The organism is Granulosicoccus sp. 3-233 (genome assembly GCF_052681095.1).
The window spans coordinates 148816-162009 of sequence record NZ_JBQYLE010000001.1; the positions used below are offsets into that span (position 1 = coordinate 148816).

Consider the following 13194-nt stretch of genomic DNA (forward strand, 5'->3'; position numbering starts at 1 on the left):
AAATCTTGAGAAAATGTGTGAAGTTGCAGGTATCAGCCGTGATGGTGGGCTGTGCACTGGTGCTGGGAAGCTGTGGTTTTGATGGACGACCACTGATTACGGAAGATATCGTAACGACGGTGGATGACAACGCCGAGTTGTCAGTCCGGGTCAAGCAGGCGTTGAAGAGAGCGCCTCAAACGGCTGTCAGCAATATCATGGTGACCAGCGTCAGCGAGGACAGCGTCAAGTTGTCAGGCTACGTGACTGATGAAGCCACTGTCTATGAGGCCGAGCGCGTGGCCGGGCAGGTGCCAGGTGTCAGATTCGTGGTGAATTCACTGACTGTCTTTCGTTGAAGCTTGCTTCAGCTGGCTGAGCCTTCCTGAGCTGACTTACCGAATTGCAGGCAAAAAAAAGCCCTTCAAGAGAAGGGCTTTTTTACTTCTGCGTGGGTAATCTTAGAAAGATTTAGCCAGCATGACGCGATACTCGAGGAATTCTGCATCGGCGTCGTTGTCATCGTTGAACTGAGTGATACGTGAGCTCAGCTGAGTGCCGCCGCCCAGAGCGTAGCCCAGGTCGAGTCGAACAGCATTCTGGTCAGTAGCACCGTCGTCTTCCAGAGTAGAGACAGTCAGAGCAGCGCTGACGCCACCGAAACCGTAACCGATCTTGACAGAGGCTGATTCCAGATCACCAGTACCGGCTGTTTCAGCAACTTCCTGGCTCCAGAAGTGAGCTGCGATGGACGCACCAGCGAAGGCGAAGGATACGCCGACTGCACCGTTGACGAGGTCGTCTTCGCCACGTTGCTCACCACCCAGGCCGATGCTGAATCCGCCGATGCCGAATTTTGCGCCCAGGCCGAGTGCATCCTGGTTTCCTTCTGGTGAGAAGTTGGCAACCAGACCGACTGGACCGAATGTGCCGGTGTAGCTCATGCCGCCGCTGATTTCAGAACCGACGTCATAGATGTCGTTGGCAACCTGGCCATACTCGACAGCCAATGGGATTTCACCCATTCGGAAGTCACCGAATCCACCCTTGATACCGACGTAAACAGCATCAGCAGTACCAACGCTACCGATGTTCAGGTCGTCATCTTCGCCCGGGCCATTTTCAACGAAAACGCTGCCCTGGTTCGACAGGCGGTCCAGATCGACGCGCAAGCTACCGTAGCCAGTCAGGCCGCTGTCCATTTCGTGCTCGGAAGTGATACCGAACAGGACGTCGCCAGTGCCGATTTCCAGATCATCGTCGTCGATGTCAGTGCCTTGCAGAGCGATTTCAACAACACCGGACAGAGTGGTGTCAGCGGAAGCAATCATGGGAGCTGCAGCAATACCTGCGATTGCTACCGCGACAGCTGTCTTAGTGAATTTCATATGTTTTCTCCAATCAGATATTTGCTGTGAGCTAAGTACAACGAAATACGTTTAATGTTTCAGCGAAGCAACTTTAGTCAGCGTGTCTGAATAATGCAACAACAGTTTGCGTTTTTGCAAGGCAGTGACAGAAGCAGTGGCGCCGCTTGACTGTTAGTGTAGAACAGAAACAACACTTGACCAGCAAGAATGCGAAGAATAACCGAGAAATTTCATTGCGTGGTTTTTTTGCAACAATGATTGTTGCCACCGCGTCAGCAAGTCGTCAGCAAATGACGAATAATGCGATTTCAGCAAGGTTCCGGCTAATCAGTGCGGCTAAAACAGCAGGTCGACTTTCCGAATTGCAACGGATCGTCACGGGTCCTGGTCGGGCTTGTTCTACCGTCGTGAGCCGATCTCGTGAGCAAGTACTGCTGCCGAGACCGCAGGCAAGCAGCGGATCCGGCGACCACACGCAGGCAGGTCGAGTGATTCAGCCGGTTTGCAGAACGCGTGCAAAATCACCCGACACAGGGCTTCTGCAGAGTTCTCCGAGAATATCTCCGATCTGGCCAGCGCGCAGGATGAAGTCAGGCGAGTCACGATGAATCACGTTCCAGGGCATCGAGTCCGCGTCGGCATCACTCGGCGATTGAACAATGGTGAAGCCATGATGAGAGGCGAGGGTCTGGGCGCCCTCGGTACCATCATCGAGGTAGCCACTGAGGATCACGGCAATGCAATCCTGATCGAAAAGCTGCGCGCCGGAATTCAGGGAGTCGTTGATACTGGGGGTGGGCTTCTGGCCGGGTTCGATAGGGCCAAGACGAAAACGGTTGATGCCTTGCGAGTCGCGCATGACTTCGGTGGTCATGCCTGCTGGAGCGATATGAATGGTGCCGGCCAGGATTTTCGCCCCGTCTTCGGCATCAACGACCGGAAGAGCCGAGTGAGACTGCAGAATTCCCGGAAGCAGGGAAGGGGCGTTCGGCGAGATATGACGCACAATCAGAAACGCTGCGTCAATGGCAGGATGCAGCGACGACACGATTTCAATGATGGGGTCCAGTGAGCCCCAGGAACCACCGATCACCACGTATTTCATCGTCATGCAATCATCCGAGTACCGGCCAGCACATGCGTGGCCCCGTGGTGGTCGGTTTCATCGGGGGAGCAGGAAAACCCGCAGTCCCCGGGAAGAAGACCGTGAACGAATTCCCAGGCGGCCCGGCGCCCGAGTCCGTCTGCACTACAGGCCTGATGGTGTCGCGCAGTTCGCGACGGCCATCAGGCGTATTCTCGAACTCAGGTTGCGTTGGCTTCCTGGCGACGTTCCATGGCACGACGTCTGGCACTCTCGGAAGGTTCTTCATCCGATGCCGAATCTTCCGGCAAGGTGATGTTCAGCTCGAGCACGTCACAATTGTCCTGTGATTCCAGCTGTACCGATAATGCGTCATCACCGACTGCCACGTATTTCTTGATGACGTCCAGAATATCCTGCTTCAGCATGGGCAGGTAGTCAGGGCCATTGCGTCCGGTGCGTTCGTGAGCAATCAGAACCTGCAGGCGGTCTTTGGCCACCCTGGCCGACTGGTCCTCTTTGCCGGTCTTGAAAAAACTGAAGATTCCCATGTCAATCTACCCGAATAAGCGCGCGAGAAACCCTTTCTTCGGGGCTTCCATGAAGCGATGTGGCTTGGCCTCGCCGAGCAGCCGATCGATGGCATCGGAATAAGCCTGTCCGGCTTCGCTCTCGTCGTCGAGGATGACGGGCTTCCCTGCGTTCGAACAATCCAGCACAGACGGGGATTCAGGGATGATGCCGAGCAAGGGAATGGCCAGCAGATCAACGATGTCGTCGACGCTGAGCATTTGCCCGTCCTTGACTCGGGTTGGGTTGTAGCGTGTGATCAGCAGGTGCTCCTTGACCGGCTCCTCGTTCATCTTGGAACGCTTGGATTCGCTCTGCAGGATACCCAGGATGCGATCGGAGTCCCGGACGGAGGAGACTTCCGGGTTGGTGGTGACGATGGCTTCATCGGCAAAATACAGGGCCATCTTGGCGCCTTTCTCGATACCGGCCGGGGAGTCGCAGATGATGTAGTCGAAGTCACTCTTCTTGAGCTTGTGCATGACGCGCGCGATGCCTTCGATGGTCAGGGCATCCTTGTCGCGCGTTTGCGACGCAGGGAGAATGTAGAGATTCTCGATGCGCTTGTCCTTGATCAGGGTCTGATGGAGGCTGGCCTCCTGGTTGACCAGGTTCACGAGGTCATAGACGACGCGTCGCTCGCAGCCCATGACGAGGTCGAGATTACGCAGGCCGACATCGAAATCGATGACGACGGTCTTGAAACCACGTTTGGCCAGGCCCGTGGCTATGGATGCACTGGTTGTGGTCTTGCCGACCCCACCCTTGCCTGAAGTTACGACGATTGTCTTGGTCAAGCTCCAACTCCCAAAAATGTCTGCATTAGAGCGGCTCTATCGTGAGCCTGTCTTTATCGAGCCATATCTGCGCAGGTTTGCCGCGCAATTCTTCCGGAATGGTCTCGAGCATGCGATAGTTGCCCGCGACCGATACCAGTTCCGCTTCCAGCGATTGACAGAAAATTCGTGTCGATGCGTTCCCTGACACTCCGCACAAGGCCCTGCCTCTCAGCGGGCCATAGATATGGATATTGTTGTCTGCAATGATCTCGGCCCCCGGACCTACCTGACCCATGACGATCAGGTCAGTGTCTCTGGCATAAATCTGCTGTCCGGATCTGACCGGCTTGTCTATCAGCAGGGGAGCTTTGACCACATACTCTACCTCCCGCGATACGGACAAGTCCACATCCGGAACGGGGTTCTGAGTGTTACTTGGCGCTTCTTCGCCAGCGGAATCAGCGCTTTGTGAAGACTCTTGCGGGGCCAGGGCGCTACGGCGTGCACCGCTTTCGATCAGCGGTAGCGAGATCGACCTGGCCAGTTCGGAAGCGCGATCACCGATGCTGGCGACAATGGGGACCAGTTTGTGACGGCGAACGCACTCCAGCAGTGCCTTGCCGTCGATGCTCACCGCCTGTTCTTCAAGTACACTGAGGTCGATGACGACGGGCGTATCCTTGAAAAAACCGGGGGCCTGCAGCACCTTGTCAGCGAGCTTTTCATCAATGACTGCCATGTCATTGGTGTGGAGCTTGAGCGACATGAAGGTGTACATTCCACCTTTCAGTTCGACTCCGATAGTGCTCGACACAATTCAGCTCCGTGTTGTAAAGGCTGCAAGACACAGCAGATTGTTGAACTCGGAAATTTCCCTGCTGCCGCCTCTGCTGTATTGCCACGCAGCCGGCAAGGGGATCGAGTCTTTCCACAGGTCCGATTCTAAAGCAATTACGCACATGACATGACCATGTCGTCCAATTCGACGGGTAAAAAGACGGGTAGCGGAATGTCAGCCGATGGCAGCGTGGAGAACGGTGCAGCGGGGGCGAACGCTGACGCTCCCGCATTGCGCAAGATCATCCATGTCGACATGGATGCCTTCTACGCGTCGGTCGAACAGCGCGATGATCCGGCCTTGCGCGGGTTGCCGGTGATTGTCGGAGGGCGTCCCAATGGTCGTGGCGTGGTGGCTGCCTGCAGTTACGAGGCACGCGTGTTCGGGGTGCACTCGGCCATGCCCAGCGCCGAGGCCGGGCGGCGCTGCCCGGATGCCGTGTTCGTCAAGCCGCGTTTTCAGGCCTACAAGCAGGTATCGCAACAGATTCAGGCGATATTTCGCGAGTTCACCGAGGTGATCGAGCCTCTGTCTCTGGATGAAGCCTATCTGGACGTGACGAACAACACCCTGTTCGGTGGCTCTGCCTATCGCCTGGCGCGCGAGATCAAGGCCCTGATTCGGGAGAGGACCGGTCTGGTGGCCTCCGCAGGCGTCAGCTACAACAAGTTCCTGGCCAAGATTGCATCGGATTACCGCAAGCCGGATGGTCTGTTCTGCATTCTGCCGGAGCAGGGTGAGAGCTTTGTTGCCAGCCTCGAGGTTGGCCGCTTTCACGGTGTCGGCAAGGTCACCGAGGCTCGCATGCACGACCTCGGGATCCTGACCGGGGCCGATCTGCGGCAGTGGAGTGAAGAGGAACTGGCACGCGAATTCGGCAAGAGCAGCAGCTATTTCTACCGGGTGGCGCGCGGTATCGATCATCGGCCGGTCAGGGTCAGTCGTACCCGCAAGTCCATCGGTTCGGAGAGAACCTTTGCCGACAATCTGCATGACAGGGCAGGCATGCTGGAGATTCTCGGTGGGCTGTGCGAGGAATTGCACGTTCAGATGCAGGAGAGAGAGCTGGCAGGTCGGACCATCACGGTCAAGGTGCGGTTTGCCGATTTCTCCACCTATACACGTGCCCATTCCCTGTCACAGGGGGTGCTCGATGCGGCCTCTTCCTTGCGGGCTCTGCCATTCCTGCTGGATCGAGCCTTGAGTCTGCGACAGACCTCGGATCGCGGGGCGGCGCAGGCGCACGGACGTAACTCCGACAGCGGGTCCAGGCCTGCGCGGCATACGGGAGTGCGCTTGCTCGGGGTGGCTTTCAGTGGCCTGATTGCCGCTGGTGAGGAAAGGCCGGTACAGCTGGAGATGCAGTGGCCGGATGATTGAGTCGGTGGGCTGTCGGCGACACGCCTAGTGGCCAAGCACGACATCCGGAAAGGTGGTTGCCGCCATCGGTTCGCACAGGAAGTAGCCTTGTGCCCTGTCACAACCGAGCTGATCCACCATGTCGAACTGCTGCTGGTTCTCGATGCCTTCCGCGACAACCTCGGCACCGATACTGCGCGAGATGTCGACGATGGCCGCGACGATGTCCTGGCTGTGGGCATCGCTGGCGATATTGGCGACGAACGCGCGATCGATCTTGACTTCACTGATGGGATAATCGCGCAACTCCAGCAAGGAGGAATAGCCGACACCGAAATCGTCAATGGCAAGGTGGACACCCATCGAGGTGAGTTCCAGCAATTGCCGTTGCAGGCGCTGTGTGTCTCGGGCCAGAGCGGTTTCGGTGATCTCCAGACAGAGTCTGTCGGGGTCGAAGCCGGTCTGGCTCAGCAGTCGATCGATCTGCGGCACGATATGGCTGCCCTCGAACTGTTTGCGTGACAGATTCACCGACAGCATGGAGGGGGACATGCCGTAATGGGAAAGTCGTTGATAGTCGGCCACGGCACGGTTCAGCACCCATTCTCCGAGCCGATGGATGATGCCGGTCTCCTCGGCCACCGGAATGAAGTCGTCGGGAGGTACGCGACCGAATTCACTGCTGTGCCAGCGCAGCAGGGCTTCCATGCCGCAGGTCATCTTGCTGCGAATATCGATCTGCGGCTGATATTGCAAGGCGAGTTCATCGCGTTCGATGGCCTGCTGCAAGCCGATTTCCAGCTGATGGCGACGCTTTGCCTGCTGCTGTTGCGCCGAGTTGTAGACCACGATGGAATTGCCTTTCAGGTACTTGGCATGGGCGCAGGCACTGTCGGCGGACTTGAGCAGTGTCGACACGGTATTGCCATGCTCGGGGGCGTAGGCGATGCCGATGCTGGCTCTGACCGGGACGTTCATGGCGTTGACATTCAAGCCGCTGCGCAGGGTCTGCAGCAATTCGGCCAGCGTGGCTTCGATGGTTCCATGATCGTGATCGGCCTCCAGCAGAATCGCGAATTCATCACCTGCGGTACGGGCAATCAGGGCATCTGCCGGCATTGCCTGTTGCAGACAGCAGGCCGTCTGCCTGAGCAGTTCGTCGCCGGCGCAGCGGCCATAGGTATCATTGATCTGCCGAAAACTGCGCAGGTCGACGATGATCAGCGACAACTGGCTGCGTGTACGGCTGCAAAGCCTGCTCAGCTCGTGTACCAGGCGAGTCCGGTTGGCCAGACAGGTCAGTGGGTCCTCAAGGCGCTGGTTGATCAGATGGTTGGAGCCATACACGGAAATGCTCTTGCCGCCGTCACTGGTATTGCGCTCTCGGATCAGGAGTGAGCGTCGACCGTAACTGGGCAGTTCGAAGGTCAGGGTGGAGTCGAGACCGGGAGCGGAATCCAGGGCTCGCTGATGGGCGCGCGCCACCGCTTCGTTGTCGGGAGAAATCTGTGCATAGAGTTCGGTGGTGCCGATGTCGGGAAACTGTGCCGGTTCGATGCCCAGGGGCATCAGTCCGGAGAGCTTGCGGTTGACGGCCGTCAGCCGACCGTCGGCGTTGAACAGGGCAACGGCGTCGGGCAGGGCGTCCAGCGTGTTCTGGACCAGCTGTTGACGAGCCTGAGGGCTGCGGGCTCGGTATCGGCGGATGGCCTCTGCGGTCAGGATGAGCGTCAGCACGCAGGCACCGCTCAACCAGGGAGACTCGCGCAGCAGTTGGGGCATGGCATTGATGGCCCACGAGATCATGTCCGTGGAGACGCGAACGGCCGGGCCGATGATGCCCTCATCCGACCATGGCCACGCTGTCTTCCAATCTCCCGGCAATCCGTCAGCTTGGGTCAATGAACTCATCGGATGGTCGATCTGCCCTCACGCTCATAAGTGACACGAGTGTCTGTCCCATTCTGCGCGAGTGCTGCCTTGCCTCTTTACTGCGCGTAAATCCCTGTAACAGGAGCGGAAGGTTTCACCTTACAAGGGAGAAAACTTAGACCCGCGTCACGTAAAATAGCAGAAACGCGAGAGATCGACGAATTCGTCTGTCGTGTAGCGTGTTTGGTTACGGTTAGAAGCCGGGGGGCTATTCGCTGGATAGCGGGGCACTGCGGGGCGGATGTGGGCCGGTATCGGTGGCACAGCCCGGGAGACGACACCGGGGGCAGGCGGTACTCGGGCCGTGCGGCAACCGGCTCTGGTTGCCACACGGCGAACGGCGATCTAGCTGCGAGCAGTGACTTCGACGGCGTGGAAGCCGAACTGCGTCTTGATGGGGCCCTGTACTTCACCGACTTCGCCTTCGAAGCAGGCTGTTTCGAATTCGGGAACCATCTGGCCCTTGCCGAAAGTGCCCAGGTTGCCACCGTCACGCTTGGAAGGGCAGCTTGAGTGTTCTCTGGCGACTGCCGCGAAATCGGCGCCGCCCTTGATGTCGTCAATCAGGGTCTGGCACTTCTCTTCGCTGTCAACGAGGATATGGCGTGCTGTTGCTTGAGTCATTTTGAAGGTTTCCAGATGCCGAAGGCTTCTTGTGTGGGAGGAGGAGGAGGTGCCGCAGCCCGTTGTTTCTGGCTCTCGACATCATCCGATACGTGTTTCATGAACGCGGCCAGCTGATCCAGCACTTCATCCTTCTGTCCGGCCGGCATGTCCTGCTGACCCAGCAGAAAACCGACTACCGCGCACAGGTACTGAGAGGTGACACCCGGGTCGCCTGCAGCCGGATCGTGTTCCTGCAGCAGGTTCTGGATGTCACCGACAAGCTTGGCGGAAAGTTGTAGTTCACTCATGTCATCAGGTAAGCGGCAAAGCCATGGTTGGACTCGGGCTGGAACATGTCCGGCTCGGCGGAGTATCCGCTGTCATCATCCTTGCGGGTCGACATGGACAGCGAGGCTTTTCCGACTTTCGGATCGCTGGTCATACGCACCTGTTTGCAGACCGGACACTGGTGCCAGCAAGTGATCGCATGTTCACTGGATTCGCAGCGATCGAGGATCATCGGCGACTGGCAACTTCTGCATTTGATTGTTGACATGGGTATCTTCGCATTCGTCGGGAAAACGGGTCTTGAAAGCTGTTGCCAGCGTTCTCTGACTCGCGAAAAGAGGCGGCTATTGTACCTCAAGATCTAGCCGCACTTGGAATCTCCACAGTTCATGCAAGTCTGACAACCGTCACGCAGGACGACCGCCTTGTTGTTGCATTTGCTGCACAGCGTGGCATTGGCCATCCAGGGCTCCTCGGCAGAATCGTTGGCTGAATCGGCAGTGCTCTGCTGTTCTGCCCGCAATTCGGCTTTCTTCTCCTCGATCAGTCTTGCCTGAACTTCATCGGGCTCGTTGCTCTTGAGCATGCCGATATCGATCAGGTGATGTTCGATCACCTCACCTATCTCGGCGATGATGGACGGCATGTACTTGCCCTTGTTCCAGTAGCCACCACGCGGATCGAAGACCGAACGCAGCTCTTCCACCAGAAAGGTGATATCGCCACCCTTGCGGAAGACGGCAGACATGATCAATGTCAGGGCGACGATCCACTGGTAGTGTTCGAGGTTCTTCGAGTTGATGAACACTTCGAACGGACGCCGCATCTCGTGCTCGGTACCTTCATTGAGCACGATGTCGTTGATCGTGATGTACATGGCATGCGCCGACACGTGTTCGGGTGTCTTCAGCTTGTACGTCGAGCCGATCAGCTTCTGTGGGCGGGCAAGGGTTTCGTGCATCTGGATGACATCGGCCAGATGCCCATCCGTCTTTGATGCCTCGGCGGACTTTGTGTCCTGTACAGTTTTCTCACCGCTGTCGGCTGGCTTGGCAACCGCATAGCCGACGATTTTCTTGTTGATCTTCATTCAGGTCGATTCCTTTAGAACTTGCCGTAATAGCCTTCTTTCAAGGCATCGTACAGGTTGGCGGCGGTGTGCATTTCCCCGTCATATTCGATCTGCTCGTTGCCCTTGGCTGTCACGACAGAACCGTCTTCGAGGGTGAACTGGTATTCGGTATTCTCCAGATCGTTCTCCTTGACCAGCACGCCCTGGAAGTTCTCGGGGTTGAAACGGAAGGTGGTACATCCCTTCAGACCCTGATCGTAGGCGTACATGTAGATGTCCTTGAAATCGTCGAACGGGAAATCGGTGGGTACATTGGCGGTCTTGGAAATGGACGAATCGATCCAGCGCTGTGAGGCGGCCTGCACCGAGACGTGATCCTTCGGTGTGATGTCATCGGCCGACATGAAATAGTCGGGCAGTTGTGCCTCGGCCTCGTCGCTGTACGGCATGGCCTTGTCATTGACCAGTGCCTGATAGGCCAGCAACTCGAACGAGAAGACATCGACCTTCTCCTTGCTCTTGCGGCCTTCACGGATCACGTTGCGCGCATAGTGGTGGGCAAAACTGGGCTCGATGCCATTACTGGCATTGTTGGCCAGTGACAGGGAGATGGTGCCGGTGGGGGCTATGGAGCTGTGATGCGTGAAGCGTGCGCCGTGATCGGCCAGTGCCTCGACCAGTTGCGGATCAACCTCGGCAATGCGTTGCATGTAGCGGCTGTAGCGGGCATGCAGAATGCGCCCCGGCAGCTGGTCGCCCACTGCATAGCCATCATCCTTCATTTCGGGACGCTTGCGCAGCATCTCGCCAGTGACGGTAAAGAGCTCGTCCATGATCGGAGCCGGACCCTTTTCCCTGGACAGCTCCAGTGCCGTGCGCCAGCCGGTGACAGCCAGTTCTCGAGTCACCTTTTCGGTGAACGCCAGTGATTCCGGGCTGCCGTACTTCATGCCCATCAATGTCATGCAGGAGCCCAGCCCCAGATAGCCCATGCCGTGGCGACGCTTGCGCTGGATCTCGCGGCGTTGCTGTTCCAGTGGCAGGCCGTTGATCTCGACGACATTGTCGAGCATGCGGGTGAAGATCTCGACGGTACGATTGTAGCGTTCCCAGTCGAAGCGAGCCTTGTCGGTGAAGGGGTCGAGCACGAATCGCGTCAGGTTGATCGATCCGAGCAGGCAGGCACCGTAGGGTGGCAGGGGCTGCTCGCCGCAGGGGTTGGTGGCGCGGATGGATTCGTCGAACCAGTTGTTGTTCATCTCGTTGACCTTGTCGATCAGGATGAAACCGGGCTCGGCAAAATCGTAGGTGGAGGCCATGATGAGGTCCCACAGACGACGGGCCGGCATGGTCTTGTAGATACGGCAGGCCACCAGGCCTTCTTCGTTGGCGACCACATCCTCATGCGAGGGCCAGTCACGCCACACGATCTGATCGGGATCATCGAGCTGGATATCGCCATCGTCCAGTTCCTTCTGGCGGATGGGGAAGGCCAGCTGCCAGGGCTCGTCGGCCTTGACGGCCTGAATGAAATCCTCGGTGATCAGCAACGACAGATTGAACTGCCGCAGGCGAGCATCTTCGCGTTTGGCCTTGATGAATTCGAGTACGTCGGGGTGGCGTACATCGAAGGTGCCCATCTGTGCACCACGGCGACCACCGGCAGAGGACACGGTAAAGCACATCTTGTCGAAGATATCCATGAAGGACAGCGGACCGGAGGTGTAGGCACCGGCACCGGAGACATAGGCGCCGCGAGGTCGCAGTGTCGAGAAGTCGTAGCCGATGCCACACCCGGCCTTGAGTGTCAGACCCGCTTCATGCACCTTGCCGAGGATGTCGTCCATGGAGTCGACGATGGTGCCGCTGACCGTGCAATTGATGGTGGAGGTCGCCGGCTTGTGGGCCAGAGCGCCGGCGTTGGAAGTGATGCGGCCCGCCGGAATGGCTCCCTGCTCCAGCGCCCACAGGAACTCGCCGTACCAGTGCTTGCGGTTTTCCTCGGAGGTTTCGACATCGGCCAGCGCGCGTGCCACGCGCTTGAAGGTGTCGATGACGGTTTCGTCGACATTCTGGCCTTCCTTGGTCTTGAGACGGTATTTCTTGTCCCAGATATCCACGGAAGTTTCCTGCAGCGGCAAACGAGCCAGGGCCGGCTTTGCAGGGGTGTCTTTCATTGCCAGGACGTCAACTGTGCTCATGGGCGTTCGGAATCTCCTTGTCGGTGCCAGGCCCGTGCTTGTGCGGGGCTCAGGCAATGTAATCTGTAGTCACTCGGATTCCCTGTGTCACACAATATATAGTGTGCTGAAGCGTGTCCATACGCAACATGTAGTGCTTGTAATGCCCGCTGTCAATCTGTCGGCAGCACGTTGCCGGATACATCAGTGCGGGGGCGGCGCAGTGTATCGCCGCTGTGCAGCCCGGTCAACGTCGAAAACCACTATATCTGGGGTTGCCCGGGATTCACGCCACTACATCTTGTGGTTGAGCGGCGAATTTTGGGGACAAAGCGGTTGACAAGCTGTGGACAACTCCCGGGAACCCGCATGACACCGTCAAAATATGCAATATAGTTCAATTCATGCCAGTGATTCATGGGCATTGACGGAATACCGTCAGCTAACCTGCTGCTGACGGAATGCCAGCTGTTGCAGGTTACGCGCAGCTCGCGAAACCGTCGATTCACGGATCGATTGCGCCAATGAAATGGCGCTCAACGCTCTCGTCTGTTGGCTGCATCACAGTGCATGGAACAACGCAGGCGGAAGCGTGAAACGCCACACGAACTCTTGTCAAGACAGTGGCGGAGAGGCTTCCGGCAGATTATCTTTCCTGCCAACACCGGTACGACAACGGTATCCCCACAACGAGATCGGGCAACAGCCTGACACGGGAGCAGAACATGAGACATTCGAATCAGACTTCAGCCGGCCGAGCCACTCATCGCGCCTTCACTCGTATCGTCAAGGAGTCCCGCTGGGTCCACCGCTCGCAGCTGCAAATCGGCATGTACGTCAACGAACTGGATCGCCCCTGGACGGATACCAGTTTCATGTTCCAGGGCTTCGAGATCGACTCCCCGGAAACCCTGGAAAAGGTTCGCGAGTCCTGTGAGTACGCCTTCGTCCAGACAGAGAAGCTGGCCCGGGTGTCCTGGGTTGGTACCCGACGTCATGTGTCGGTGGTTCGCGATCACTGAGGGCGCTCAGGCCGACAGGGCAGGCGGGCTTGCAGCGGAAGATTCTCGATGCATAGGGCCAGTCCTGTCGCCCGCCGCATGATCAAGGGTGATTGGCGCTCGAATGCGCCAGATG

At 57.8% G+C, this 13194-nt stretch carries 14 protein-coding genes; 3 read left to right on the forward strand and 11 right to left on the reverse strand.

Annotation, left to right across the window (positions count from 1 at the left end):
* The first annotated feature begins 5 nt into the window (after positions 1 to 5).
* On the forward strand, positions 6 to 338 hold the full coding sequence (locus ACUNV4_RS00670) for a BON domain-containing protein (RefSeq protein WP_430876551.1): 333 nt from the start codon (positions 6 to 8) through the stop codon (positions 336 to 338).
* 102 nt (positions 339 to 440) lie between these two features.
* On the opposite strand, the gene ACUNV4_RS00675 is transcribed toward ACUNV4_RS00670, so the two are convergent.
* The 5 genes from ACUNV4_RS00675 to minC form a co-directional block, all read right to left on the reverse strand.
* A complete protein-coding gene (locus ACUNV4_RS00675; protein ID WP_430876552.1) occupies positions 441 to 1367 on the reverse strand; it encodes a porin in 927 nt (308 codons plus the stop codon).
* Between the two features lie 475 nt (positions 1368 to 1842).
* The gene (locus tag ACUNV4_RS00680; RefSeq protein ID WP_430876553.1) at positions 1843 to 2460 is read right to left on the reverse strand and encodes a chemotaxis protein CheB; all 618 of its coding nucleotides are present in this window, start codon (positions 2458 to 2460) and stop codon (positions 1843 to 1845) included.
* Between the two features lie 194 nt (positions 2461 to 2654).
* A complete protein-coding gene (gene minE / locus ACUNV4_RS00685) occupies positions 2655 to 2984 on the reverse strand; it encodes a cell division topological specificity factor MinE (protein ID WP_430876554.1) in 330 nt (109 codons plus the stop codon).
* A 6-nt stretch (positions 2985 to 2990) separates the two neighbouring features.
* Positions 2991 to 3800, reverse strand: a complete 810-nt coding sequence (gene minD / locus ACUNV4_RS00690) for a septum site-determining protein MinD (RefSeq protein ID WP_430876555.1) — start codon at positions 3798 to 3800, stop codon at positions 2991 to 2993.
* Positions 3801 to 3825: 25 nt separating this feature from the next.
* A complete protein-coding gene (gene minC, locus ACUNV4_RS00695; protein ID WP_430876556.1) occupies positions 3826 to 4596 on the reverse strand; it encodes a septum site-determining protein MinC in 771 nt (256 codons plus the stop codon).
* A gap of 156 nt (positions 4597 to 4752) precedes the next feature.
* Here minC and dinB point away from each other — a divergent pair, with 156 nt between their 5' ends.
* Positions 4753 to 6000, forward strand: coding sequence for a DNA polymerase IV (gene dinB, locus ACUNV4_RS00700; RefSeq protein ID WP_430876557.1), 1248 nt, complete (start codon positions 4753 to 4755; stop codon positions 5998 to 6000).
* A 24-nt stretch (positions 6001 to 6024) separates the two neighbouring features.
* On the opposite strand, the gene ACUNV4_RS00705 is transcribed toward dinB, so the two are convergent.
* The 6 genes from ACUNV4_RS00705 to ACUNV4_RS00730 form a co-directional block, all read right to left on the reverse strand.
* Positions 6025 to 7890 (reverse strand): putative bifunctional diguanylate cyclase/phosphodiesterase, encoded by a 1866-nt coding sequence (locus ACUNV4_RS00705; RefSeq protein WP_430876558.1) that lies wholly within the window; start codon positions 7888 to 7890, stop codon positions 6025 to 6027.
* A gap of 366 nt (positions 7891 to 8256) precedes the next feature.
* Positions 8257 to 8535: a peptidylprolyl isomerase gene (locus tag ACUNV4_RS00710; protein WP_430876559.1), complete on the reverse strand. Its 279-nt coding sequence runs from the start codon at positions 8533 to 8535 to the stop codon at positions 8257 to 8259.
* Complete coding sequence (locus tag ACUNV4_RS00715) at positions 8532 to 8825, reverse strand: hypothetical protein (protein ID WP_430876560.1); 294 nt, start codon at positions 8823 to 8825, stop codon at positions 8532 to 8534. The genes ACUNV4_RS00710 and ACUNV4_RS00715 overlap by 4 nt, the downstream gene beginning before the upstream one ends.
* On the reverse strand, positions 8822 to 9073 hold the full coding sequence (locus ACUNV4_RS00720; RefSeq protein ID WP_430876561.1) for a hypothetical protein: 252 nt from the start codon (positions 9071 to 9073) through the stop codon (positions 8822 to 8824). Before ACUNV4_RS00720 ends, ACUNV4_RS00715 begins: the two co-directional genes overlap by 4 nt.
* 93 nt (positions 9074 to 9166) lie before the next feature.
* On the reverse strand, positions 9167 to 9895 hold the full coding sequence (locus ACUNV4_RS00725) for a TSCPD domain-containing protein (protein WP_430876562.1): 729 nt from the start codon (positions 9893 to 9895) through the stop codon (positions 9167 to 9169).
* A 14-nt stretch (positions 9896 to 9909) separates the two neighbouring features.
* On the reverse strand, positions 9910 to 12078 hold the full coding sequence (locus tag ACUNV4_RS00730) for an adenosylcobalamin-dependent ribonucleoside-diphosphate reductase (RefSeq protein WP_430876563.1): 2169 nt from the start codon (positions 12076 to 12078) through the stop codon (positions 9910 to 9912).
* A gap of 704 nt (positions 12079 to 12782) precedes the next feature.
* On the opposite strand from ACUNV4_RS00730, the gene ACUNV4_RS00735 reads away from it, so the two are divergent.
* On the forward strand, positions 12783 to 13079 hold the full coding sequence (locus ACUNV4_RS00735; protein ID WP_430876564.1) for a DUF3391 domain-containing protein: 297 nt from the start codon (positions 12783 to 12785) through the stop codon (positions 13077 to 13079).
* The last annotated feature ends 115 nt before the right edge of the window (positions 13080 to 13194 follow it).